Here is a 23,673-nt window from a genome sequence, read left to right as displayed (position 1 = left end):
GCGCTTGGTAGACGGTTGCGGTCGTGCCGTCAGCGAACGGCCAGCACGGTCCTGGTCGGGCAGGAGAACTCCAGGGAGCCGTCCGGCCCCGCGAGCACCCGCAGCGCCTCGCGCGCCTCGTCGGTCGCTTCGGCCACCCGCTCCGCGGGCACCAGGTCCCACTGCACGCGGGTGGTCACGGTCTTGGTCCACGCCAGGTAGTCGTCGATGGTCTCGAAGCGGGAGTCCGCCGGGACGTGGCGGATCCGCACATCGCTGAAGCCGGCGGTGAGGAAGGCGGCGGCCGTGGACTCCTCACCGGCCAGCGGGCCGCCGAGGCCCAGGACCACCTGCCACGGGTCGTCCACACCCTCGGGGAGGTGCTTGGCGAGCACTCCGGCGAGGATCTCGGCGGACTCCCAGCCGGCGGCCAGCCTGCCGTTCTCGGTGGGGAAGGTGGTCGCGGCGAACCTGCCCCCGGGGCGCAGCGCCGCGACGGCGCAGGACAGGGCCTTCTCCGCCTCCGGCAGCAGGAACAGGACCATCCCGGCGCTCGCCGCGTCGAACGGCTCGGCGAAGGCGAAGTCCTGGGCGTTGCCCAGCTCCGCGCGGGCCCAGCCGGACACCCCGCGGGCCGTGATGTCGGCCGTGCAGGCGTCGACCATGCCCTGGGCCTGGTCGATGCCGAGCACGAAGCCCTCCGGGCCCACCGCGTGGGCGATCGGGAACAGGCAGGCGCCGCGCCCGCAACCGATGTCGAGCACCCGCTCGCCCGGCGAGAGCTCCAGGGTGTCGGCGATCATCTTCCCCAGCGGGTGGAAGATCATCTGACCGGCGGACTCGTACTGCTCGGCGGCCTTGTCGTAAGCGTCCCTCACCAGTGAGGTGATGCGGAGGTCCTCGGTCATGACGCGCTCTCTTCCTGTTGTTCCGGGGTCAGCGGATTGTCGGACGTCACCGGCCGCACGATGCAGCCGAGACGGAATTCGGCACAATGCGTTTCGTCCGCCACGCGCCACCACAACTGATCCGGGGTGGGCAGCATCTCGGACACGACGACTTCCCCTCCGGGAAGTCGCGCGATATCGATCACCGACAGCGGATCGGCGAAATCGACGTACAGCGGCTTGGGCTCGGCCGGATGCTTCACGTAGACGTGGCGCGGCATTCCCCGGGCGGCCCGCAGCCGCTGTACGGACAACCACTGGGTGACGGTGTCCGCGCTCTTCTCCGGAGCCCTTTCCGGAATGCTCAGCCGCCAGCGGGCCCGCTGGACCACGACACCGTCCACCACGATCCTGGGGGTGTACGCCCCGAGGTCGACCGGCACCGGGACCAGCGCGGGCCGGGACACCGCGCGGTGCAGCGTCGACGACAGGTCACCGGGGTAGAGCAGCCGCCGCCGGCCGTCCACCACCACCGCGTCGGCCGAAGCGGGCACGACGGCATCCGCGATCGGCACCACGTCGGCCCGGTCCTTGCCGGAGAGGCCGCTCAGTTCGATGGCGGTACCGGGGAGTTCGGGGGTCACGTGGGCGCTGCGCCGGCGCGAGACGATGGTCGCGGCGGTCCCGGACGGCACGGCTCGCGCCACCCGCTCGGTGAAGCCGGCCCACAGCCCGTCCGGGTCGCTGTGCAGCGGACGCTCCAGCCCCCCGAAGATCGAGCTGCAGTCGTCGTGCAGCTCCGAGAGCACCCAGTCGGCGGTGGCCGGGTCGGGGCCCGCCACCATCAGGTCGGGGCTCGGCAGGCACGCGTCGTCGGGGCCGTACGTCACGGTGTCCCACAGCGGAGCCAACGCCTCGGCCAGTTCGCTACGGCTCAGCTCCACGACCGGGGGGCGGCCGTCGGTCGTTCCCGCGGCCTCCACGGCCCGCCCGACCAGCCGGCGCAGCACCGCGTCCAGCCGGTCCCGGCGCGGTGAACGAGCGGGTATCTCCCGTGCGGCCAGTGCGGCGAGCGGCGCCGGGGCGCCCGCCAGCTCGGCGCGCAGGGCGTCGCGGGCGTCCTCCCTGGCCAGCAGCGCCGCGAGGAACACCAGCGGGAACACCGCCTCGGTGACCTCCCGGATGCGCTCCACGACCGGCGCCCCGAAGCCGACCCGCTCGCTCAGCGGACTCGACCTGTCCTCGTGGAACAGCTCGCGGTCGGCGTAGTGCCGTCCGCTGTCCTGCGAGACCCGCCCGCCGTCCGCCGCGCGGGCCGCCCGCACGGCGAGGAGGTGCGCCGCCCGCTCGGGCCAGGGCGCCTGCGCGTACGTGTCGCGGACCTCCGCCAGGTCCACCACCGTGTCCGCGGGGTGCTCGGCCGCCAGCCTGGTCAGCGCGTGCAGCTCGGTCGCCGGCAGCCGCCAGGGGGAGACGACCAGCGCCGGTCCGAGTGCCTTCACCAGCCCGGCGGCGTACGCGTCGTCCGCCCCCGCCCGATGCGGGGCCGGCACGGGGCCGGCGGCGCCGACGAGCGAGTCGAGCCGGCTCCCCGGCGCCGCGGCGGCGGCACTCCACAGGGCCAGCGCGGGCGCCGCGACCCTGAACCTGCGCCCGTCCACGGCCCGTTCCAGCACCGGGGACGAGTCCGGCCGGCGGAACAGCGGGCTGGGCCACACGCGCTGCCGCGTCAGCGGCACCTCGCGGACGGCCTGCTCCCGCAGCTCCTCCACCAGCCAGGCACTCGCCTCCACCACGACCTTCTCGCGGCCGGGCGCGCAGACCAGCAGGGTCTCCTCCTGCCCCGGCACCAGACGGCCGAACAGCACCGGGCCGAAGAACGAGACGGTCTCGCACTTGGTGGCGAACCGGCGCAGATAGCGGTGCAGGGTGTCGACCCGGCGGCGCAGGGTCTGCGGCAGGGCGCCGCCCTCGTCCCGCGCCTGCGCCCAGCCCGGGTGCGTCAGCGGCGGGGTCTCCAGGGCCGTGTGGTGGAACGAGGGGTTCGACACGAACACGGCGTGCCCGAAGTCGTCGCGGCCGGCGGCCCGTGCGGTGTGCAGCCGGGCCCGCAGCAGGGCCGCCTCCAGCTCGGTCCCGGCCGCCGCCAGCCGCTCGTCGAGCGCGGCGACCAGGGCGTTCCAGCGGGGCGCCCAGTCCGGCGCGCCGGTCGCCGCGAGGACCGCTGCGCACCGCTCGTCCAGGGGCGCGCCCCCGTCCACCAGCCGGCGGCAGCTCTGGAGGGCGCGCAGCGACCGCTGGCGCGGTTCGACCGTCCGTACGGCCTTGCGCAGCCCCGGCCACAGCAGGTCCAGGAAGTGCGCACGCTCGGCGGCGACCGCCTGCTCCGCCGCGAGCACCCCGGCGGCGGTGCCGAGCAGTTCCTCGGACGCGAGCCCGTCCAGGAGCCCGGCGGGGAAGCCGGTCGCGCGCAGCAGCGACCAGGGCATCATCTCGACCGAGAGCTCCCCGTCGCCCGCCCGCACGTTCCATGTCAGTGGCGCTGTCAGTGACGTTGCCAGTGACGTTTTCAGTGACGTCATGTCAATTCTCCAGACTGGTCTCGCTTTTCGTCGGAGACTCCGGTAGGAAGGAAAAGGCCAGGGAATTGTCCGGCCATCCGGCCGGCGGCGATCCAGGCCATTCGGAGGGGAAAGAGAAGATGCGAATCTCGTCTCGGATCATGCGTGGTTGTCGCGAAAGCGTCGAACGCGCCGAACACGAACTGATCGCGCTGTCGAGGAGTATTCACGCCGAGCCGGAGACCGCGTTCGAGGAGCACCGCAGCGCCGCCAAGGTGAGCGGCCTGCTGCGGGACGAGGGGTTCGAGGTGGTGCCCGGCGCCGGCGGCCTGGACACCGCGTTCACCGCCCGCTACGGCAGCGGCCCGCTCACGGTCGGGCTGTGCGCGGAGTACGACGCGCTGCCGGGCCTCGGCCACGCCTGCGGCCACAACATCATCGCCGCCTCGTCGGTGGGCGCGGCCCTGGCGCTGAGGGACGTGGCCGACGACCTCGGCATCACCGTCATGGTGCTGGGCACCCCGGCCGAGGAGGAGGGCGGCGGCAAGATCGCCATGCTGGAGGCCGGTGTCTTCGACGAGGTGTCGATGGCGATGCTCGTCCACCCGGCCCCCGAGGACAACTGCGCTCCCCGCCCCCTCGCCCTGGTCGAGCTCGAAGTCCGTTACACCGGACGCGAGTCGCACTCCGCCCTCGCCCCGCACCTGGGCGTCAACGCCGCCGACGCCCTGACCGTGGCGGAGGTCGCCGTCGGCGTGGGCCGCCAGCACTTCGAGCCGCGGCAGCAGGTGCACGGCATCGTGACCAGGGGCGGCGAGGTGCCCAACGTGGTCCCCGCGCACACCAGCGCGCTGTACAACCTGCGGGCCGCCGACATGGAGTCCCTGGGGCGCCTGGAAGCGCGCGTCAGGGCCTGCTTCGAGGGCGGCGCCGTCGCCACCGGCTGCACTCACGAGGTCCGCTCGACACCCGCGTACGCCGAACTGGCCCACGACCCGTTCCTGGTGGCGGCCTACCGGGCGGCGGCGACCGAACTGGGCCGCCCCCTGGTGTCCCCGGAGGAGGAGCGCGCGATGCCCACCGGCAGCACCGACATGGGCAACGTCAGCCGGGTCCTGCCCAGCGTGCACCCCAGCATCGGCATCGACAGCGGCGGCGCGGTCAACCACCAGCCGGAGTTCGCCCGGGCCTGCGTGACCCCGGCCGCCGACCGGGCGCTGCTCCAGGCATCCGTCGCACTGGCCTGGACGGCGGTGCGGGCCGCCGAGGACGACCAGGCCCGGGAGCGGCTGCTCACGGCCCACGCGGCTCGTCGTGACGCGGGCCGCACGGCCGGCTGACCGCCGCCGTCCGGACCCGCCCGGCCGGGCGGGTCCGGACGCCCCGGCCGCGGCGGTGCTGCGGCGGAGGCCGCCCGGTGCCCCCGCGGGTGCGGGGCGTGCGGGGGTCACGGAAGCCGCACCACCGTCTCGCCCTCGGCGGTGTCGATGTGCACCGCCGAGATGCGGGGGCCCGCCGCGGGGTCGACGAGGACGTCGAGCGCGGCGAGTCCGGGCCACCGGTCCGCCCAGTCCCGCTCCGGCGCCGGGCCTGTCTCCAGGAGCCGCAGCGACGTCGGGCACACCCGGTGCCCGGCCGCTTTGAGATCGCCCGGCACCCGTGCCGCGCGCGCCTGCGGGTCGCCGTAGCTCAGGAAGAACGGCAGTACCCGGCTGCGCCACGACAGGTCGAACGCCGCCTCCGCCCACGGCACGCTCAGGCCGTCGGCCCGGACCGACTCGCCGCGGAAGAGGTCCGGATCCGCTCCGGTGACCGTCTCCACCTCGCGCGCGGTGGACTCGATGTCGTCGGTCAGTGCCGCCCAGTTGAGGAAGTCCGGCCCGTCCGCGGTCCGTTCCAGGAACAGCCGGCCGAAGTCCTCGCCCGCCAGCCGCCGTTCGTCGTGGGTGACGAGCAGTTCCAGGTACTGCACGTCGGGCGTGTCGAAGGGCACCACCCAGCTCGCCGTGCCGTCCGGGTTGGGACTGCCGTCGGTGATGCCGAACCCGTACTGGTCCCACAGCAGTTCGCGCAGCGGCTCGATGGTCCGCGCGCCGAGGATCACGTGGTCGATGCGCATCAGGAGGCACCGCCCAGGGCGTGCGAGGGGCACATGCTGTACGGCAGGGCCTCCCAGTCGTCGCCGACCAGGCCGGCGGCCATGCCCTTGCCGGTGGCGCGCGCCGAGAGCAGCCCGTGCCCGGCGTGGCCGGCCGACAGGAAGATCCGCTCGTGGCCGGGCAGTGCGCCCGCCAGCGGCCGTCCGGTGCCGGACACCGGGCGCAGTCCGGCACGGAGCTCCACGGGCACCGAGTCCGCGAGCCCCGGCATGACGGTCGTGGCGAACCGCAGCAGGTGCGCGATGCCCTGGGTGGTCACGTGCTCGGCGAACCCCGTGTCCTCCTCCGTCGCACCGACGATCACGTCGTCACCGACCCCGGGCGCGAGGTAGTAGGCGGAGGACAGGATGCAGTTCAGCTCCTCGTCGGTCCGCAGCACCGCCATCTGCCCGCGCTGCGGCCGGACTCCGGTCGCCTCGGCCAGGCCCTTGCCCGAGCTCCAGGCGCCGGCCGTGATCACCACCCGGTCCGCGCGGAGCGTCCCGTCGGAGGTCACCACCGAGACGGCCGCGCCCTCCTCTCGCACCTCCCGGACCGTGACGCCCTGCCGCCAGTCGACGCCCCGGGCCAGGCACCGGCGCCGTACGGCGTCCAGGTAGCGGCTGCCGTCGATCATCAGCCCGTCCGGGTCGAGGAGGTAGCGCCTGCTGGTCGGCAGCTTGAGCCCGGGTGCGGCCTGCGCGAGGGCGCCGCCCTCCACCCAGTCGCCGACGCCGAGCCCGCTCAGCACGTCGCCGTGGGCCTCCACGTCCGTCTCGCGCAGGGCGCGCAGGATGGGCCTGGCCACGCTGAACGCGCCGTACTCCGGCTCCAGCCGGGCGACGTCGGCGTCCAGGTCCCGCTTGGCGGTCCGCAGCCAGTCGTAGAACTCCCGGTCGGTGAGGTAGCGCAGCGAGGGAACCGCCACCCCCGCCGCGCGGTTGGTCGCGTGCCCGGGTTCGGCACCGGAGTCGAGCACCCGGACCGACGCCCCGCTGTCGCTCAACTCCTCGGCGAGGCAGGCGCCGACGATCCCTCCGCCGATGAGCGTGAAGTCAGGGGGTGATGACGGTGACGACGGCATGTCCTGCACCTTCCATTTCGGCCGCGCCGGCGAGTACCAGCGAGCGGGTGGTCACGTCGCTGTCGCTGTGGACAGCCATGGGCGGGCCGGCCAGGCCGCGGGCCTGGCGCAGCAGGTGGACGGGCTTGCCCCGCAGGGCGAGGCGGAACCAGCCGCCGGGCCGGTCCGCGACCCTGGCCAGGCACTGGAGCCGGACGGTGCCGTCGCCGTGGTAGCGCTGGAGGCCCTCCACGCACCAGACGAGTTCCACCGCGTCCGGGGGCACCTCGGCCCGGGGCCCGCCGAGTTCGAGCCGGGCCAGCGGCGGCGGGCCGAACCCGCCGGTGTCGTGGTCCCACACGGCCCGGCCGAGCGCGATGCCCTCGGCGAGCGGGGGCGGCGGGCAGATCCGGCCGCCGTCGACCAGGACGGTGGCCGCCGCCGGGTCGCCCCGGTCGTCCAGCCCCGACTCGGGCGGCGCCGACGGCAGATCGGTCAGGGTCAGCTGCGGCAGTATGCGCCGCCCCGCCAGCCGGGCAGCGGTCGCGCGACCCCCGCGCGAGGTCAGCGAGAAGGCCGCACCGGCCACCAGCACCGCCGCCGCGGAGGGCCGCAGCAGCAGTGGCCGCTCGCGCCAGTCGTCCGGCGGGTCGGCCGGCACGAACGGCTCCGAGAGCGCCCCGAGTTCGCCCCAGGGCAGCGCCTCCACGAGCCCGGCCGGATCCCCCTGGCCGCTGGTGCCGAGCAGCACCGGACCGCCGGGGGTCTCGACGCGGGCCAGCAGCTCGGCCCGCCTCGACACCGGCAGGCCGTCGCCGTCACGCCACTCGTGGACCTGCGCCACCGCGCTCTGGAGTCCGGCGACGGCCGACGCCGTCCGTTCGGCCGCCTCGGTGAGCAGCAGCCCGGTCTCCTTGCCCGCGTCCTGGTCCGGCGACCCGGCGACCCGGCGGGAGCCGGTGACCCGGCCCTTCGCGTCCCGTTCGAGGCGCAGGGTGTCGAGCGAGACGGTCAGCCGCGCCGCGCCGCGGGTGGGCGTGACGATTCCGGAGGCACGTGTCCTGGTCTCAGCCACGGGCCACCGCCCGCAGCCCGACGAGTCCGGCCGGCAGCCGGAATCCGGCGTTGGCGAACGACACCGGCACCGGGTACTGCCCCAGCTTCCCGCAGCCTCCGGTGGCCCGCAGGTAGGCGGCGACCCGGTGCTCGTAGGGCCGCAGGCCCGCGAGCACCCGCGCTCCGTCACCGGTCACCGTCAGCGGGCCCAGCCGGGCGGTGCTGCCGTCGGCGCGGTGCAGCAGGGAGAACGGGGCGTGGAAGACGAAGGCGCCCGAGGCGATGTTCATCATGTCCAGCCGCAGCCCGTACGGGGCGATCCAGTCGCCCGAGGGCGGCTCCGGCTCGGCCGCGGGCTCGATCAGGGCCACGGTGTGGGTCATCCGGGGGATCGCCGGATGCCGGTAGCTCTGTTTGCGCCCGTGGCCCGTGCCGGGGCCGCCGCCGAGCAGGGCGGCGAGCGCCCGGTCGGTCATCGGCCGCCCCACCGTGCCCCGGTCGATCAGCCGCAGTGTGCGGCACGGGGTGCCCTCGTCGTCGAACGGACTGCGGTAGCCCGGCCCGTCGTGCGCACCGCCGTCGACCACCGACAGCCACGCGGGTGCGACCCGCCGCCCGGCGCGTGCCCCGAGGTAGCTCGTTCCGGACGCGACCACGTCGGCTTCCATCGGGTGCCCGACGATCTCGTGGAAGAACGCCCCGGCGAGACCGGGCAGCAGCACGAGGTCGGCGCCGTCCGGGAGTTCGGTGGCGAGCGGCAGTGCGAGGCGTTCGCGCACCGCGTCGGCCGTCCGCACGGCCGCGTCCCTCAGCCCGTCCGGGGCGGAGCCCGCGGGGGCGCACAGCAGCGACCGGGAGTGGACGGTGCCGTCGTCGCCGGTCAGCCTGGTCTCCAGGGTCGTGACGATCCGCTCCGTGGTGGCGACGCGGTCCGCGCTGCCGGCGGCGACGTGCTGCTGGGCCACACCCAGGGTCAGCTCCGCGCCGGTCTCGGCGGCGATCCCGGCGAGCTCGGCGCGCAGCTCGGGGGTCAGTTCGAACAGCGGCCGTTCCTGCACCTCGCGCAGCGCGTCGGCGGCCTCCGGGCCCGCTCCGGCGGCGCCCGAGGCCAGCAGGTCGTCGCCGTCGGCGAAGCGGTGCTCGGTGACGCCCCGGTCGAGGTGCCGTTCGACGCTCATTCCGCGCACCGAGGTCCGCTCGGTGGAGACGGCGCCGTCCGGGAGCACGTCGGCCCGCATCCGCAGCGAGTGCTCGGCGAAGAGCGTGGTGTGCGTCATCGCGTGCTGCTCCCGTCGCTGTTGGTGCTGCCGTCGCTGTTCCTGCTGTTCCTGCTGCCGCTGCTGCCGATGATCTGCATCCGCAGCTCGCTGGTGTAGCGCCGGCCCTCGCCGTCGCGCAGCCACAGCTCGTCCGGCCCCGGCGCCATCCGCTCCACGCCCAACTGCTCGGCGCCGCACGCCACATGGCTGACCAGGTCGGCCGCGAGCGGTGAGGCCAGGTCGATCAGGTACGGCTTGCGCTCATGGGCGCTGCGGCAGAAGACGAACCGCGTTCCGGTCTCCCGGGCCAGCCTGCGCAGCGCGAGGAACCGCGCTTCGGGTTCCGGTGCCGCGAGCGCCGCGGTGGGCACCTGCCACCGGGACCGCTGCAGGACGACCGACCCCAGGGTCACTTCGGGCTGCGCGTCCTCGGTGGTGAAGGTGGGGTGGAGCACCTGCGGATGCGAGAGGGCGGCGATCGGGGCGTACTTGACGAAGTCGCTCAGCGGGACGTACGCGCTGACCGCCTTGCCGTCCGGATCGTGCAGGGTGACGTCGTGCGGCCCGATGCGGACGGTGAGGTCCTCCGGCTTCAGCAGCTCCGGCTGATCGTGGTCGGTCCAGGTCAGCGGGCGCATCGCGACCTCACGGCCGGGGAAGCGGTAGTAGCCCTTGTTGCGGCGCCCGAAGTCGAGGCCGACGACCGCGCCGTCCTGCGCCGCCGTCCAGGCGGCGGCGTCCGCGCCGAGCCGGTCCGGATCCGGGTGCATCGTGCTCAGCCAGCTGCGCACCAGCAGGTGGTGGTGGGCGCGGGAGAGGACGAGCGGGGCGGCGGCGCCGAGCCCGGAGGTGTCCGGCGCCGCGGGGCACAGGTCGATGACCGCGTACCGGTCGCCGTCCAGCGCCCCGGCCTCCTCGGTCAGCCGCTCGACCTCGGCCCGCCAGTCGGCGCCGGGGTAGACGGGTGCGTGGGCCGCCTGGAAGGTGCTGGTCGAGTCGGACCGGCTCGCGGCCGCTCGGGTCGCGTACGTGAGGAGGTCCAACTCCGTGGCCGGCGCCCCGACCGGGACCACCGCTCCCGCGGTGCCGTCCGTGAAGGCGTCGCGCACCGCGGCCGCCGCCGCGCGCTGGGCGGCTTGCCCGTGCGCGGCGCACACCTCCATCACGGGGGCGAGCTGCCGCTCCCAGTCGCCGACCAGCCCGGCTCCGAGGGTCAGCGCGAAGGGCGACGCGCACTCCTCGAAGAACACGGCGCGGTCGGCGTACGCCGCACCGGCGCCCCGCCTGGCCGGCCTGCCGGTGAACTCGGTGAACCGCTCCTCCAAGGCGGCGACGGCGGCGGCCTTGCGCTCCAGCGGCACCTCCGCCAACTCGCCGATGAGGGACGAGAGTTCGGCTGTCCGGTCGAGCCACAGCTCGCGGGCCGGCGAGGCGGGCAGCGCGGAGAGCTGGTCCCGCAGGGTCGCGAGGGGCTCCAGGTCGTAGTCGCCGCCGCCGAGGCCGATGGTGACGGCCTCCTCGGCCACCAGCCGCATCAGCGTCCTGGCCACGTCGCGGGCCGGTTGCCCGGCGGCGCGCACCACGTCGCGGAACACCGTTCCGTCCGGGGCCACGAGCGGCAGCAGCGGCTCCCGCGCCGCGTCACCACGTCCGGTGGAGTGGAACGCGAGATGCGGAAGGATCTTGGGGTCCCGGGCGATCGCCGTGGCCAGCGCACGCGCCGCCCAGTGCGAGAAGAACACCCGGCGGACGCGGGGCACGTCGTCGCGCAGTACGGCGCCCTCACCCTCGCCCACCGTGCCGTACGCCATGGGCCCGAAGAAGCTCACCGTCTCGTTCTTCGCGCAGAACCGCTGCACGTACGTGAACATCTGCCGGCGCACCCGGCGCCAGCGCGAGGTCAGCGGGCCTTCGTACGCCAGCAGCGGGAGCAGCATGTTGCGGTACGCGTCCGGGTTGGACAGGAACACGGCCTCGGAGACCCGCGGATCCGCCAGTAGGTCCCGCAGCCGCTTGCCGGCCTCGTCGTCGGCCTGCCGGCAGGCGAGCGCGTAGCGTTCCCAGGCGTCGGCCCAGGCGCTCACCGCCGGGCTCCACTGCGCCCCGCCGGACGCCGGCAGCTGCCGCGCCCGTCCGCGCAGCACGTCGGAGCGCAGCGACTCGGCGCGGGGCCCGCTGAACTGCGTCTCCACCAGCTCCAGTACGGTCCGCTCGCGGTCGAGCAGCTCGTCCGCGAGTTCCAGCAGGGAGTGGGGCGCGCCCAGCTCCTCCAGCCAGTCGAACGGCATTCCCGCATGGCGCAGGATGAACTCCCGCCCGATGCGCCACTGTCGGCTCACTGGCTCCTCCGCATCACACCGGCCTGGACCAGCCGGTCGGTCAGTTTCCTTCGGGCACCGTCGCTGATCCGGTCCAGGACGGCGGTGTCGCCGGACGAGAGCCGCTCCACGACCGGCGTCAGCTTCGGATGCAGCCGGAACGCGCTGCCCGTCCGCAGGTTCACCACGAACGAACCCGGGCCCTGGCCGTCCGGGCCGGGCCCCTCCCCGGCCACGACGGCGGCCGACGGCTCCCACACCGCGGGCCCGTCCGGTGCGGCGAGCACGCAGCAGGCGAACCGGCCGGGGAACAGGTCGGCCACGGCACCGAGTTCGGCGTTGAGTGCGCCGATCGCCGCGGCGCGCGCCGCTTCGTCGAGCGTCCCGGGCCCGCTGAACCGGTCCCAGCGGGGCAGATCGTGCCCCGGGGCCGTGTGCCGGATCAGCGGCACGCCGTCCCAGGCCTGCGGTGCCGCACCGCCACCGGCCGTCGGCAGTCGGAACGGGCTGAGCCCCGCGAGCCGGGGGCCGGGCCCGGACAGCAGGCTCCGCGCCGTGCCGGTCGTCTCCTCGGCACCCACCCCGGGCGCCCCGACGAGCAGTTCGACCCGGAGCAGGGCCCCGTCCGCCCCGTCCACCGCGTCCGCAGCGTCCAGGACGGCCCGCAGATCGGTACGGCTGCCGTCCGCCCCCGTCACCTCGGCCCAGGACGCCAGCCGTGCCACGGTCAGCGCCGCGCCCCGGCACTCGCGCCACGCCCCGGCGGGCAGCGCCGCCGCCTCGTCCGGGGCCAGCCAGCCCGCCCAGGGGGCGCCGGCCTGCCAGTCGGCCGCGCGGCGGACCCAGCGGACCGGCGTGTCGTCCCCCGACCACTCCTTGCCCAGCCGCCAGGCCGGAGCCCAGTCGTCGAAGCCCGCCGCCGCCGAGAACGGGGCGAGCGCGCGCAGCGCCTCCCGGTGCGCGGTGGCGAAACGCCCGCACAGCACGACCCTTCCGGGGCCGAGCGCCTCCAGGAGCACCGCGGCCGCAGGGAGTTGCTGGTCGGTCTCGATCACCAGGTGCACCCGCCCGTCCGGGGCCGCCGCGCGCGTCCACCGCGCCTCGGGCCCCAGCAACTCGGTCCGCTGCGCGGCCAGCACCACATCGGCGCCGCACTCGGTGGTGCCGTCGACGAGTTCCACGTCGTCCGCGGCCAGCCGCAGGGCCGGATCGGCCTCGCCCGCCAGCCGCAGCGCCATGCCCATGGCGCGCAGCCGGCCCGCGCCATGGCCGCCCCGCGCGGTGACCAGCGCGGTGACCCGTGCGGCGGCCCGCGCGAACAGCGCCCTGGTCCGGTCCTCCGCGGGGTCGCTCCCGCCGCGCCTGCCGAGGGCGTAGTCGTCGGCCAGCGCGGCGAGTGCCCCGGTGCCCGCGAGGCGTGCGACGAAGTGCGCGTTCACGTCGATCAGTTCGTCGTCCGGCCCGAGTTCCGGTTCCAGACTCGGATCGAACAGGGGAGGGAGCACCACCCGGCGCGTCACCGCTCACCACCGCCCCGCAGATACACACAGCGCAGCTCGGAGGCGAAGCGCAACTCCCCGTCCCGCAGCCAGGCGTCCTCGGGTGCGGGCAGCGTCTCGGACAGCAGGAGCTGTTCCGCCGTGCCCGCCAGCCGGGCCATGCCCTTGAGGAGTTCGGGGCTCGCGGTGTCCACGTACACCGGTTTGCGTTCGGCCGGTGACTTCGCGAAGAAGCGGTCGGGCAGGCCCCGTTCCCGGAGCAGCCGGGCCGAGGCGAGCAGCCGCTCGGCCTCCCGCCGGCTGCCGTGCGCCTCCAGCAGCGCCGCGCTCGGCAGCGCCCAGCGGCGCCGCGAGAACACCACGTTGCCCCAGCGCAGCCGCGGCACGTGCGGCAGGTCCGGCAGCACCGGGCGGCGGATCCGGGGCAGTGCCAGCGCGGTGTGCACGGCGGTGTCGAGCTCGCCGTTGTGGAACAGCAGGCTCCGGCCGGGGTGGGTGTCGCCGTGCAGGACGACCCGTTCGCCGTCGCTCTCCAGCCACAGCTGGTCCAGGCCGATCCGCTCCCGGTCCGCGCCGGCCCTGCCGCCCAGTTCGAGCACCACGCCGGGGAACTCCAGCGGCGGCAGCCCGGTCGTACGACGGGAGATCACGTTGACGGCCAGCTGGTCGCCCAGGGCCCTGCGCACCCCGGCGTCCCGCTCGGCGAGCAGCGCCGCGGCGTCCGGATGGAACTGCAGCGCCCACGGGGTGAGCAGCGCCGCGTCGTGGATGTCGCCGAGCACGAGCGGGGTCACCCCCGGCTCGTACCCGGCCAGGTCGGGCGCCGCGATCAGGACGTCGATGGAGCACAGCACCGGGGCGGCAGGCGGTGGCGGTGCGGCGAGCAGCCCCGCCACGTCGAGTTCGGCCCGGTCCGCGCCTTCGGCCTCGACCACCCGGCTCAGCTCGGCGCCGAGCTCTCCACCCGGCTCGATGGCGAGGTCCGCGCACTCCCGCAGCGCCCGCAGCAGCGGGATCCTTCCCGCTCCGAGCCGGGCCGCGACCGCCCGGTTGGTGCGTACGCGGGTCGCCTCGGCCTCGTGGGCCAGCAGGTCGAGCACCGGCGCGACGGCGTCGCACATGTCGCGGGCCAGCGGTCCACGGACCTCCAGCCCAGCCGTGCCGACGGCGGCCTCGTGGATGATGACCCGGTCGTTGTAGAAGCGTCCGCGTTCCGCCGAGCGGTCGGTGACGGGCAGCAGCGACTCCAGTTCGGCCTGGACGGTCAGTTTCCGCTCGGGCGGCGCCGACGGGTAGCCGTCGAGCAGTTCGAGCACCTTCACCAGCAGGGCCCGCACCCCGGCCGCGCGGGCGGCCGTCTCGGTGTCCGAGGCGTCGATGCGCTCCAGGGTCCAGCGCAGCGGGTCGACCACGGTCGCCGGCGGACACAGGGTGTGCGTCAGCGTCCCCTTCGCCACGGCGGCCGCGAACGCCTCCACCGCCTCCAGGGCACCGGCGCCGCACCCGGACGCGATCCCGGCCACCGTCCGTACGCCGTCGGCCTCCCGCAGCAGCGCCGCGCCGACGCCCGTACCGCGGGGCGGCCCCGTCATCGTCTTGCGCACCGGTGCCAGCCGCTCGGCCAGCGCCGGGTCGCCCAGCAGCAGGTCCTGCACGGCGTCGTTGACCCGGGCCGCGGTGTGCGCCTGGCGGACCCGGATCGCCGTGTGGCCCTCCCAGTCCAGCGCCGTGGCGGCGTCGGAGCCAGGGCTGAGCCTGCCGTAGTTGATGGGCCCGAAGAAGCTCATCGTCTCGCTCTTGGACGCCAGCCGCTGTGCGTAGGAGGCGAGTTGGCGCCGGATCCGGCCGCCGGTCGCACCCCGTGCGAGATCGCGGTGGACGGCGGGCGATGAGCAGACGATGGCGTCGTTGACCCGCGGATCGGTGCGGACGGCGGCGAGCGCCTCGTCGACCGCCGCCGTGTCGGCCTCGACGGTGGCGGCGAGCCGCTCCCGCACCGCGCTCACCCGCTCCGCCGCGGCGTTCCACTCGGCCAGCCAGTCGGCGGGCAGGTTGTCCGACGCGGGCAGCGGCCGCAGACCGCGCAACTTCGCCTGCTGGCCCCGGGACAGCCGCCCCGCCGGGTGCAGCCGTGACGCCACGTCGCCCGACCGGGCCTCCAGGGCGAACAGCTCCTCGGTGAGCAGACGGGTCCGTTCGCAGGCCAGTCGCTCGACCATCTGCCAGGGGAACCCGGCGCTGCGCAGGACGACCGTGGGCAGCAGCTCCCAGCCGTGCCGCCGCGGCGCCGGCGCCGACTCCTGCGGCGACAGGTCGGATCGGTCGGATCGGTGGGTCATGACGATGCCCTCTTCATGGCGATCCGGAACTCCGAGGTCACGCGGGCCCCGCCGTGGCGCAGCCACAGCGCGTCCGGCGCAGGCCTCATCTCGGCCAGCGACACCGTCGCACTGTCACCGGCCAGCACCATCGCCACCAGGGCGTCGACGGCCAGCGGACTGTCCAGGTCGATTCCGACCGGTTTCGGCTCGTGCGCGAGGGAGGCGAAGCAGAACCGGGGCACTCCGTGCCGGGCCCGCAGCGACTGGACGGCGAGGAAGGCGGCGGCGGGGTCGCGCGCCGCGTCGACCCCGAGGTCGGCCCGGTCGAACCACCAGCGCGCCCGCTGCACGAGCAGGTCCCCGACCACGATCCTCGGCGCGAAGTCCCCGATCCGCACCAGCGGCAGCCCCACTCCGGGTGCGGCGAAGGCCCGCAGGTGCACGTGGTCGTCCTCGCCGGCGTACAGGGTCAGTTCCCCGTCCGGGGTGCGCAGCCGGGGCGTGCCGTCCACCACGACGACGGTCAGATCGGTCAGCGGCACCGTCCGCTCCCGGTCGTCGGTGGCCACCGAGGTGATCTCGATGAAGCGGCCCGGGAACCAGTCGGCCACCAGGCCCTTGTGGCGCCTGCGGCGGATCACCGTGGCCAGCCGCTCGGGGCCGCCCCACGGTTCGAGACCCGCCGCGAAGTCGCCCAGCATCCGGTCCTGTTCGTCGCTGAACAGCCCCTGCGAACCCCAGGCGAAGACGTACGGGTGCAGCTCGCCCAGCACCAGCAGTCCGCCGCCGTCCTCCCGGCTCTCCAGCATCAGGTCAGGGCTGACGAAACGGGGCCGGCCGGGCTCGGGCGCGAACCCCGCGAGTTCGGTGGGGGAGAGCCGGGCCTCCTGGCCCCGCACGGCGGATTCCACCAGTGCCGCGTAGTCCCGCTTGAACCCGATCAGTGGCCCGGCGAGCCGGTCCAGACCGCCCGCCTCGACCGAGGCGCGCATCCGGCGGATCAGCTCGTCGTACGGCATGGCGCCGCCGCCCGCCTCGTGCAGGATCCCCGCGCACAGCTCGGCCGCCGCGTGCTGCTGGAGCTCGCCGTAGCGGGCGGCCACGTCCAGTACCGGGCTGAGCTCGGACTCCCAGCGCCCGGCCACGTCGCCACCGACCACCACCGGGCTCTGGTCGCCCTTGGCGTCCAGGGACACCACCAGCCGGTCCGCGTACATCCGGCCGCCGGCGCGACGTGCGTCGACCTCGGTGAGCCGGGTGAAGCACTCCTCGACGCGCTCCAGCGCGGCCGCCCGGGCGCGGTGGCCGTCGGCCGCCGCGTAGGCGTCGCCCAGGTCGCGCAGTTCCCGCAGCCGCACCGGCCAGGCGGTGCCCTCCGCGTAGCGGTCGGCCCAGGAGACCAGCCAGTCCAGCGGCCGCGCCGCCGTGGACGGCGGCTCGGGCCAGAGCCGGACGGCCCCGGCCTGCCGCAGCCGGTCCAGGACCCGGCGCGTCTGCGCGAGGTCGAGTCCCGCCAGCGCCGCCAGTTCGACGGGGGAACGCCGCCCGTCGACGGCCTCGGCGAGCTGCCACCGCACCCCGGACAGGGTGATCCGGCGGCCGTCGGCGGACTGGATCGTCCCCGACGCCGTCCCCGGCACCTCGCCCGACCCCGGTGTCCCGCCCGGTGTCCCGCCCGGTGTCCCGCCCGGTGTCCTGCGGCAGGACGGCATCCAGGCCACGGGCGGGCGGTCCCGCACCTGCGGGTCCGTACCGATGAGCTTGGCCAGCTCGCACACCGCCCAGAACGCGGTCTGCGCCTCCAGGACGTGGTAGCCGCAGGCCGTCTCGGGGCCGAGGACGGTGCCCTGGGCCCCACGGTCGACCCGGCCGTGCACCAGCGGACCGAAGAAGCTGGTCGTCTCGTTCTTCGCGCCGAGCCGCTGGCCGTACAGGTAGACCCGGCGGTAGAAGGATCGGTCCTTGGCGCGGTTGCGGCCCGTCGCGCTGTCCTGCTGCTGCCAGCCGTCGACCCAGCGCACCGCCTCGGTGTGGAAGGACGGCGACAGCTGGAGCAGGGCGTCGCACACCCGCTCGTCGCGGAGCAGGTCGCGGACCCGCTCCGGCCGCCGCAGCACCTCCTCACCCAGCGCGGCGGTCAGCCGCTCGCCCGCCTGCTGCTGAGCGGAGTGCGCCGCGCGGTAGCCGTCGACCGCCGATGCCACGTCGCCGCCGCGCGGGTCGGGCTCCACCGGCAGCCGGCGGCCCACCCGGCCGCGCAGCTTCGACAGTTCGCGCAGTCCGGCCCGGTCCCGCTCGCGGTCGGCGCCGGTGACGGACTTGGCGATCGCCTCCTGGAGCCGGGCGCGGCTCCGCTCGAACCGCGCCACCACCTCCCGGTACTCCGCGGCCGCGGCACCCGCCGGTCCGTCACCGAGAGCGGTCAGCAGGCCGATGCCGAAGCCCGCCCGCCGCAGCAGCAGCCGATCGTAGAGCTGCCACCTGGCCCGCTGTCCCGTCTCCCCCTGGGTCGCATGGTCGGTCATGGCCTCAGTCCTGAAAGTTGATCAGGTCGAACGGGCGGTTGAGCTTGGTCCGCGGCTTGGGCAGCAGCCCTTGCAGGTCACCGCCGTCGGCGACGGCCTTGGCGAGGGCGTCCGCCGCACCGGGACGGGTGAGGCTCAGCGGCGCCATGGCCGCCACCGACCCGGCCGCGGCCACGGAGCCGGTCGTCATCACCCGACCCGCCTGGGCCAGCGCGATGCGGTACGGGTCGCCCAGCAGCCGCGCCGCGGACTCGGCGCGCTCGTACTGCTCGGCGCCCGTCCTCGCGTCACCGCCGGAGGCGTGCAGCATGCCCAGTTCGAGACGCACCTCGGTCTCGTGGAAGCGGTCACCGAGCTCGGCCGCGTTCTCCAGCGTGGTGTCCAGGTCCGCCAGGGCGGCGTCCCGCTCGCCGACGAGCAGCCGCAGCCCGGCGCTGCGGTACGCGTGGTGCTTGCGGAAGCCCGCGTTCGACGAGCCGGCGGCCTGCTTGAACTTCTCCCAGGTCGCCAGGGCCGAGGCGTGCTTGCCCGCCTTCTCCTGGAGCACGCTGATGTTCGAGTACAGGTTGATCCGCAGATGCGCGGCACTGGCGTCGGTCAGACCCGCCATGCAGGCCAGCGCCTGCTTCTCGTGCTCGAAGGCCGCCCCGAGGCGCCGCTCCGCGAACAGGGTCAGCCCGCGCAGGTTGTGCAGCCAGCCGCGCTCGCGGCGTACGCTCTCGGCCTCGCCCGGACGTTCCCCGACGACCTCGAAGCCCTGCTCCACCTCGGCGACGGCCTCCGCCAGCCGGTTCTTGCGCTTGGACAGGGTGAGCGCGGAGTACAGGTGCGACTGGGCACGCAGCTCCGGGGACAGGCCGGCGGCGTCCTCCCGGATGGCCCGGAAGCAGGCGAGGGCCGTGTCCTGGTCCCCGCGGAAGCCCGCCTGGATGCCGAGCACCTTGAGCAGGAAACCGCGTACGTCGGCGGTGCCGCGCAGGATCGCCGTCTCGAACTCGATGGCGTGGACGAGCTCCTCCTCGCGCTCCGCCTCGGCGAGCAGCCCGGGTATGCCCGACTCGGGGATGCCGGCGAGCAGCCCGATCGCCTCGTCGGCGACGACCGCCATGCCCTCCCAGTTCGTGGAGAAGAACGCCCGGCGGCAGTAGGCCAGCGCGGCGGCCACCCGGTCCACGGCGGAGCCCTCGGAGTCCCTTGCCTGCAGGAAGAGTTCGCCCTCCTCGGACACCGGCTCGAATCCGGCGTCCGGAGCCGTACCCAGGTCCACGGCCAGGTCGCCCTCGGTGACCGGCAGCCCCATGCGGCGCAGACAGCGCACCCGCTCCCCGCGGTAGTCGGCGTACCGGCCGACCGGCTCGCGCACGGACGTCGGTGCGTCCAGCAGCAGTTCGGCGCCCTCGACGAGCTGCGCGTGCTCGAAGGCCCGCATGAAACCGCGCAGCGAGGACAGGTCGGTGCCGCCCATCCCGCTGAGCAGCAGGGGCCTGCCCAACTGCGCGGTGCCCGTGCAGAGGGCGGTCGCGGCCACCGTCAGCACGCGGTAGACCTGCTCGCTCTCCCGGTGCAGCCGCCGCTCGGAGGGCGCGAGCGCGATCTCCTCCAGCGGCGCGGTGCCGGGCGCGGTCTCGGCGGGAAAGAGCTCCGCCCATTCGGACGGGTGCCCGGCCGCGAGGCCGGTGAAGTCGGCGCCCTCGGCACGCAGGGCGTCGATGCCCGCCCGCAGCCCCGTGTACGAGGCGGCCGGGCCGGTGTTCACGTCGACCAGGACGGAGTCGGTGGATACGCGGCTCACCTCGGCCGCCCGCGTCACCATCGCGAGGGCTCGGTGGCGGCGAGGGCGAGCGGCGCGATCTTGTTCTCGACCTCGTCGAGGTCGAAGTCGACGTCGTCCAGCTCGTCCAGCGCGTCCAGTTCGGTGTCCTCGGCGGATTCCGTCCCGGCGGTCTCCGCCTGAGGGGTTTCCGCCTGGGGGGTTTCCGTCCCGGCGGTTTCCACCTCGGGGGCTTGCGCTTCGGGGGCTTCCGCTTCGAGGGCGAGAGCCTCGGCGGTCTCCTCCGGCTCTGTGGACTTCGCGGTGGACTTCGCGGTGTCTTCCATGGCGCGCTCCATTCGGAATCACGGTCGGACGTGGGAATGCGGATGCGAAGGATCCGGTGTCAGGGCAGCCGGAACCAAAGGGGTGGGCGGGGATCGTGACGGCGGACGTACGGGGGCGGCAGCGGTCGGAGGTAGGCCCCCGGACGCTCAGCCGGCCGGCGTGCGCATCCGGGCGAACTCGACCACTTGCCGTCCGACGGTGGCCAGTTGCGCGGTGAGATGCGGGTCGCCGGTGCTGCCGCCGGTGCTGTCGTCGGACGCCAGGGTGACGCTCTCCGTGTTGATGGCCACGCCCAGGGGAGTGGGCCAGCCCCTCAGGGCGTGCACGACGGAGCGCAGCCCCGCCAGCGTCGAAGCAGCCTGCGTCCCGCGTGCGGTGACGACACAGCCGACGGCGCGGCCGTGCAGATAGGGACGCGCGTCCTCACGCAGGTCCTCCAGGTAGTCGAGGGCGTTCTTCACCAGACCGGAAACGCCCCCGTGGTACGCGGGCGTGCCGATCACCAGGCCGTCGGCGAGGGCGACGGCCTCGACCAGCCGCCGGGCCGCCGGGGTGCGCAGTGACTCCCCCGGGGCGTAGAGCGGCAGTTGAAGTTCCTCGGCACCCAGCAGCAGGGTCCGGGCCCCCGCCGCCGCGGAGGCCGCGAGTACCGCCCGGACCGCCCGTTCCGTCGAGGAACCGGAGCGCACGGTGCCCCCGATGCCGACGATCAGGGGCCCGGCATCGGCTGGGGCACCAACACCGGGATTCTCCACCGAAAGAACGGAACCCTGGTTCGTCTCCAGCACGGTTACACCAATCTCCTTGACCGGTCGCGGTTTTCGGAGTCTAGACAGGGCGGTTATGCGCTGGTTATGAGCTGGTTATGCATTGGTTATGCATTGGTTACGCCTGGGCCGGAGGTCTGGTCCGCAGTGCGGGCGGGCGCGTCCTGGGTGCGCAGAACCCGGTCCAGGAGCCGCTGGGTGTCAGGGCTGACATCGATGTCCAGACCGTCCGACATCCGGGCCCGGCACAGCTTGTACCAGGACCTGGCCTGCGCTAACTGGCCCAGATCGCCGTGCACTTGGATCAGGGTCCGGTAGACGTCCTCCTGGTACGGGTCGATGTCCAGCGCGCGGCGGCACATGTCGATGACCTTCGGCAGCTCGCCCCGGTCCAGTGCCTCCTGGAGGAGGAAGTCCGCCGCTCCCAGCGCGAGGGACCGCACCCAGTCCCGCTGCTCCCTGGCCCAGTCGGCGGTCTCACCGGGCAGGAAGTCCCCGGTGTGGAGATCCAGCGCGCTGCGGTAGTACTCCGCGGCCGCGCGCGGATCACTTCGGGCCGCCGCCCGGTGCCCTTCGTTGCACAGCCGCTCCAGTTCCTCGAAGTCCAGCCAGGCGTCGTGGAGTTTGAGGGAGTACCCGTACTCGCTGCAGACGATCTCCGCGGCCGGCTGCTCCTCCGCGGCCTGCTGCCCGCTGAGTATCTGGTGCACCGCGTGCTTGGCGACCTTGAGGGAACTGGAGCCCGCCGACCGGGTGCGGTCGGGCCACAGCGCGGCGTGCAGTTCGTCGCGGTCGACCGTGCGGCCCCGGTTGATGAGGAGGTAAAGGAACAGTGTGCGCGCTTTGCCGGCCCGCCAGCGTCTGACCGGGAGTCCCCCCAAGTCCAGTGAAAAGCCGCCGAGGCAGCGTACGACGGCAAGCGTGGAAATCTCGGTCATGTTGGAAACCCTCCTTCTTCGTGGGGGTAACAGGATGCGAACGCACTGGCGGGGTCGGTCGGGCCAGGCCTGTGGGGGAGGCAACCCGGTCGACCGGTGGTACGACCGGGGTGAGGGCCGGTCGCCTTATCTGTGTTGACGTACGGGAACGTCGTGGCCGTTCGGAGAATGCCGGTCAGACGGACGGCGGGAAGCGGAGTCTCCGGTTCGACTCAGGGAATCGGCGGACGGCTTCCGGGGTCGATTCACGGCCCTTCACGCGCGCGGGTCGGCCCGATCGGCCTGGCGTCGGTGCTCCGCCTCGGCTGCGACGCGACGGGAAGCCCTCGTCTCACCGGAAGGCGCTGATGGTGTACTCGCTCATGGTGAGGTGTCGCGGCGATTCGGACACGCCCTCACGCGATTCGGCCGGTTTTCCGCGAACTTCGGCGCTCTTTCCGGCCTCGTCGATCGGCAGCTTCACGAAGTCGATTCCGAGAAGGCGCCGCCGGCCGCCGAACCCGGGTCGGTGTACGCACGATCGGCGCGCTGATTCCGTCGACACGTCCCACCCCATGGCGGCGGCGGAGGCCCGGGCCGGCGTGACGAGCGAGAGCCCGGCGGCCGCCGGAGCGGCGGCGACCAGGGCTCCAAGTAGCGTGCGCGGCATGATGTACGTTCTCCAGAGTTGCCTGCCGGGCACCGTCCGGCCGCCCGAGTCAGGAAGATCAGGAATGACTCTGGCTCCTGGCAATAAACAAGCAATGAACAGCAGATACGGCCCCGGCACCCGCCCGTTTCGACTCGCCGGGTGAACGAACTACACCACCCCGAAGCCCGAATCAAACCCGCCCGCCGTTCGCCCCCGCGCGATCACGCGCCACGACGCTCCAGCACACCCCCCGAAGGATGAACCCTCGCCGCCCCGCCCCGACACTCACACGCCGAAGCGCCCCACACCCGCCCCTGCCACCCCGCCCGCCTACGGCGCCGCGCCCCGCCCCGGGAACGGCCGCATGCCTGGCCCCCGTCACGCCGGTCGGGCCATCCCCGCGGGTGCGGGGAGGAGTCCCTCACCACCCCGGCCTGGTCGGCGACGACCGGCTGACCCCCGCAGGTGCGGGGAGGAGGGCCGGGTGGTCCCGAACTCGGGCTTGAGGATCGGCTGACCCCCGCGGGTGCGGGGAGGAGGAAGAGCGCTGGCCGGGCGTCGACTACGGCACCGGCTGACCCCCGCGGGTGCGGGGAGGAGACATCGCGCGCGCCTTCGCCTTCGACACGCGCCGGCTGACCCCCGCGGGTGCGGGGAGGAGGAGGACCGCGCGCTGGTGGCCGAACTGAGCGCTGGCTGACCCCCGCGGGTGCGGGGAGGAGCGGCCGGATCTACCTCGGCACCACCGTGGAACGCGGCTGACCCCCGCGGGTGCGGGGAGGCGTCGGGCCGGGGCGACTCGTCGTCCTCACTGGGCGGCTGACCCCCGCGGGTGCGGGGAGGAGACATCGCGCGCGCCTTCGCCTTCGACACGCGCCGGCTGACCCCCGCGGGTGCGGGGAGGAGGAGGACCGCGCGCTGGTGGCCGAACTGAGCGCTGGCTGACCCCCGCGGGTGCGGGGAGGAGCTCAACCCGATCGGAACCCCCAACACGATCACCGGCTGACCCCCGCGGGTGCGGGGAGGAGGACTCAGCCACACTCAAGCGGGCCATCGCCCACGGCTGACCCCCGCGGGTGCGGGGAGGAGGAGGCGCCTGGTGCCGTGGTAGGTACGCCAGTCGGCTGACCCCCGCGGGTGCGGGGAGGAGTTCGGCGGCATGAACCTCACCGGGAACAGCTTCGGCTGACCCCCGCGGGTGCGGGGAGGAGCGGTAGTCGGTGCGGCCCTTCTCCGTGCTCTTCGGCTGACCCCCGCGGGTGCGGGGAGGAGCTAACCCGCAAGCACATTCGATCGCGATGGAGCGGCTGACCCCCGCGGGTGCGGGGAGGAGGCTTCGTGACCTGCGGTGAAGCAGGGGCTTTGCTATTTCTTGACCATGTGGGGTGGCGTGCCGATTGCTCCGGTCGCCGTCGGGTTCTTGAGATGTCAAAGAGCCTTCACATGATGTCACGGGCAATCAGAACCCGAGTCCGTCCGCCTGGTTCGTTTGGTGCGTTCGCTGTTGAGGCTCGCCCGCCTTTCGCCGTGCGGGGATCCGCGCCATCAGTGGCTGTGCCCGGCGTGAGGGACCAGCTCACTCGGGCCTTAAGGAGGCCAAAGGGTCCAACTTACGGTGCAGTTGATGCCGACT

The 23,673-nt window shown here is 74.2% G+C and carries 16 protein-coding genes and 1 CRISPR repeat array; of the genes, 1 reads left to right on the top strand and 15 read right to left on the bottom strand.

Annotated features, from left to right (window positions below; all coding sequences use genetic code 11):
• Positions 1-29 precede the first annotated feature (29 nt).
• Together AC07BF_RS09580 and AC07BF_RS09575 are read right to left on the bottom strand one after the other, a co-directional pair.
• Positions 30-887 carry a class I SAM-dependent methyltransferase gene (locus AC07BF_RS09580; protein WP_363588654.1) on the bottom strand — a complete coding sequence of 286 codons (858 nt, stop codon included), beginning with the start codon at positions 885-887 and terminating at the stop codon, positions 30-32.
• Positions 884-3,391 carry a lantibiotic dehydratase gene (locus AC07BF_RS09575; protein ID WP_478333160.1) on the bottom strand — a complete coding sequence of 836 codons (2,508 nt, stop codon included), beginning with the start codon at positions 3,389-3,391 and terminating at the stop codon, positions 884-886. The genes AC07BF_RS09580 and AC07BF_RS09575 overlap by 4 nt, the downstream gene beginning before the upstream one ends.
• 176 nt (positions 3,392-3,567) lie before the next feature.
• Here AC07BF_RS09575 and AC07BF_RS09570 point away from each other — a divergent pair, with 176 nt between their 5' ends.
• A complete protein-coding gene (locus AC07BF_RS09570; RefSeq protein WP_478333159.1) occupies positions 3,568-4,767 on the top strand; it encodes a M20 family metallopeptidase in 1,200 nt (399 codons plus the stop codon).
• Positions 4,768-4,874: 107 nt separating this feature from the next.
• Here AC07BF_RS09570 and AC07BF_RS09565 read toward each other — a convergent pair whose 3' ends face one another.
• The 13 genes from AC07BF_RS09565 to AC07BF_RS09505 all read right to left on the bottom strand — a co-directional run bounded on the left by AC07BF_RS09565 (position 4,875) and on the right by AC07BF_RS09505 (position 22,058).
• Positions 4,875-5,546 (bottom strand): VOC family protein, encoded by a 672-nt coding sequence (locus AC07BF_RS09565; RefSeq protein ID WP_478333158.1) that lies wholly within the window; start codon positions 5,544-5,546, stop codon positions 4,875-4,877.
• Positions 5,546-6,649: an NAD(P)/FAD-dependent oxidoreductase gene (locus AC07BF_RS09560; protein WP_478333157.1), complete on the bottom strand. Its 1,104-nt coding sequence runs from the start codon at positions 6,647-6,649 to the stop codon at positions 5,546-5,548. The genes AC07BF_RS09565 and AC07BF_RS09560 overlap by 1 nt, the downstream gene beginning before the upstream one ends.
• Complete coding sequence (locus AC07BF_RS09555) at positions 6,621-7,703, bottom strand: hypothetical protein (RefSeq protein ID WP_363586669.1); 1,083 nt, start codon at positions 7,701-7,703, stop codon at positions 6,621-6,623. The genes AC07BF_RS09560 and AC07BF_RS09555 overlap by 29 nt, the downstream gene beginning before the upstream one ends.
• On the bottom strand, positions 7,696-8,961 hold the full coding sequence (locus AC07BF_RS09550; RefSeq protein ID WP_478333156.1) for a metallopeptidase TldD-related protein: 1,266 nt from the start codon (positions 8,959-8,961) through the stop codon (positions 7,696-7,698). Before AC07BF_RS09550 ends, AC07BF_RS09555 begins: the two co-directional genes overlap by 8 nt.
• Entirely contained in the window at positions 8,958-11,282 is a 2,325-nt protein-coding gene (locus tag AC07BF_RS09545) for a lantibiotic dehydratase family protein (RefSeq protein WP_478333155.1), read from the bottom strand. Before AC07BF_RS09545 ends, AC07BF_RS09550 begins: the two co-directional genes overlap by 4 nt.
• A complete protein-coding gene (locus AC07BF_RS09540) occupies positions 11,279-12,769 on the bottom strand; it encodes a hypothetical protein (protein ID WP_478333154.1) in 1,491 nt (496 codons plus the stop codon). The genes AC07BF_RS09545 and AC07BF_RS09540 overlap by 4 nt, the downstream gene beginning before the upstream one ends.
• Before the next feature lie 8 nt (positions 12,770-12,777).
• Complete coding sequence (locus AC07BF_RS09535; protein WP_478333153.1) at positions 12,778-15,099, bottom strand: lantibiotic dehydratase family protein; 2,322 nt, start codon at positions 15,097-15,099, stop codon at positions 12,778-12,780.
• The gene (locus AC07BF_RS09530) at positions 15,096-17,606 is read right to left on the bottom strand and encodes a hypothetical protein (RefSeq protein WP_478333152.1); all 2,511 of its coding nucleotides are present in this window, start codon (positions 17,604-17,606) and stop codon (positions 15,096-15,098) included. The genes AC07BF_RS09535 and AC07BF_RS09530 overlap by 4 nt, the downstream gene beginning before the upstream one ends.
• Positions 17,607-17,610: 4 nt before the next feature.
• Positions 17,611-19,398 carry a hypothetical protein gene (locus AC07BF_RS09525; RefSeq protein WP_478333151.1) on the bottom strand — a complete coding sequence of 596 codons (1,788 nt, stop codon included), beginning with the start codon at positions 19,396-19,398 and terminating at the stop codon, positions 17,611-17,613.
• A 14-nt stretch (positions 19,399-19,412) separates the two neighbouring features.
• Positions 19,413-19,703 carry an ammosamide/lymphostin RiPP family protein gene (locus tag AC07BF_RS09520; protein ID WP_478333150.1) on the bottom strand — a complete coding sequence of 97 codons (291 nt, stop codon included), beginning with the start codon at positions 19,701-19,703 and terminating at the stop codon, positions 19,413-19,415.
• A 147-nt stretch (positions 19,704-19,850) separates the two neighbouring features.
• Positions 19,851-20,492 (bottom strand): NADPH-dependent FMN reductase, encoded by a 642-nt coding sequence (locus AC07BF_RS09515; RefSeq protein ID WP_478317464.1) that lies wholly within the window; start codon positions 20,490-20,492, stop codon positions 19,851-19,853.
• A gap of 86 nt (positions 20,493-20,578) precedes the next feature.
• A complete protein-coding gene (locus AC07BF_RS09510; protein ID WP_363586677.1) occupies positions 20,579-21,409 on the bottom strand; it encodes an AfsR/SARP family transcriptional regulator in 831 nt (276 codons plus the stop codon).
• A gap of 331 nt (positions 21,410-21,740) precedes the next feature.
• Positions 21,741-22,058, bottom strand: coding sequence for a hypothetical protein (locus tag AC07BF_RS09505; protein WP_478333149.1), 318 nt, complete (start codon positions 22,056-22,058; stop codon positions 21,741-21,743).
• Positions 22,059-22,428: 370 nt separating this feature from the next.
• Positions 22,429-23,373: direct repeats of the CRISPR family, unit length 29 nt; unit sequence CGGCTGACCCCCGCGGGTGCGGGGAGGAG.
• Positions 23,374-23,673: the final 300 nt, after the last annotated feature.

Source organism: Kitasatospora sp. NPDC043950 (assembly GCF_056435345.1).
Note: the sequence above shows the minus strand (reverse complement) of the source record. Positions and strands in the feature narration are given on the sequence as shown.